Annotated in this window: 1 protein-coding gene and 1 pseudogene; one reads left to right on the forward strand and one right to left on the reverse strand. The window is 60.8% G+C overall.

What is annotated here, in order from left to right:
• A partial coding sequence (locus EN935_RS36100) for an FAD-dependent oxidoreductase (protein WP_127374233.1) occupies positions 1 to 325 on the reverse strand: 325 nt, incomplete at its 3' end.
• 245 nt (positions 326 to 570) lie between these two features.
• Between EN935_RS36100 and EN935_RS36105 the strand changes: the two are divergent.
• Positions 571 to 1359: pseudogene (locus EN935_RS36105) on the forward strand (mechanosensitive ion channel family protein); the annotation flags it as partial.

Consider the following 1359-nt stretch of genomic DNA (forward strand, 5'->3'; position numbering starts at 1 on the left):
AGTTGAGCTCGTGCGACAGGTTCTCCCACAGTTTCATCGAATGTTCGTAGAAGCGGGTGTTGGCCGGCAGCAGATAGTTCGAGCGCACGGCCGTGGTGTTGCGGCCGACATTGCCGGAGCCGAGCCAGCCCTTTTCCACAACCGCGACATTGGTGATGCCATGTTCCTTGGCGAGATAGTAGGCGGTGGCCAGACCGTGGCCGCCGCCGCCGATAATGATGACATCATAGGACGCCTTCGGATCCGGCTTGCGCCAGGCTGGTTTCCAGTCCTTGTTTCCCTTGAGCGCGTTCGCGAGCAGCGAAAAGGCCGAGTACTCTGCCATTGATGTCATCCGGTTCGGGCGATGCGGCAGACTATAGAGCAGGCCGCATCCGCAAAGCCAATATTGCGCCATTGCCTTTCGACTGGCCGACGCATTGCTCAGGGATCAACAGGGACAATGATCGGATGAGCCGCCGATCAGGCCGGGGTGAGTGATCGATGCGACGGCTTGCCCCATGATATGGCCGTCTTTATCAAGGACAGGCTTTCAAATTGCCTTTGCCGTCCATGAGTCGCCAACAAGTCATGCTTTTCCGATTGCTTCGTCTCATTTTGATCCTCACGCTTGTCGTATCGGCGCCGCCGTCGTTCGATGCGGTGGCACAAGGGCTTGGCCAGGCGCCTGCCGGACTGGTCGCCGACCAGCAGAAGATCCTGCAGAGCCTGACGACCAAGACCGACAATTTCGAGAAGCAGATCCAGCAGGACGCCGAGGACGACGGCAGCCTCGTCGATATCCGCTTGCAGTTGGAGGAACTGTCACACCAATCGCTGAACAGCGCGCTGGCCTTCCGCACACGCCTTGGCGAGATCAACAGCCGGCTCGAGCAGCTTGGCGCTGCGCCCGCCGCCGGCCAGCCGCCGGAGCCTGACATCGTCAGCGGCGAACGCCAGGCGCTGGTGTCGGAAAAGGCGGAAATCAACTCGGTCATCGCCGTGGCGCAAACGCTCTCTATCCGCATCAGCGGGCTGATCGACAAGATCGGCAACATGCGCAGCGAGCTGTTCCGTAACCTTTTGACCAAGCGCTACGTGCTGTCCGATGCACTGAGCCCGCAGGTGTTCTCCGACGCCAGGGATGAATTCGGCAATTTCTACAAGGCGGTGTCGTCCTGGCTGAGCTTCGCCTTCAAGTTCAAGTTCCAGGCTATCCTGGCGGCAACCTTCGTGGCGCTCGGGCTGGCACTGGTGCTGCTGGTTGGCGGCAGGCGCCTGTTCGGGCGCGTGTTCGAGGCCGACCCCACCAATGAAGACCCGTCCTATCTCAGCCGCCTGTCGGTGGCCTTCTGGTCGACATTACTGCCGTCGCTGGCG

Origin of the sequence: Mesorhizobium sp. M7D.F.Ca.US.004.03.1.1 (assembly GCF_003998635.1) — a bacterium.
Classification (GTDB): Bacteria; Pseudomonadota; Alphaproteobacteria; order Rhizobiales; family Rhizobiaceae; genus Mesorhizobium; species Mesorhizobium loti.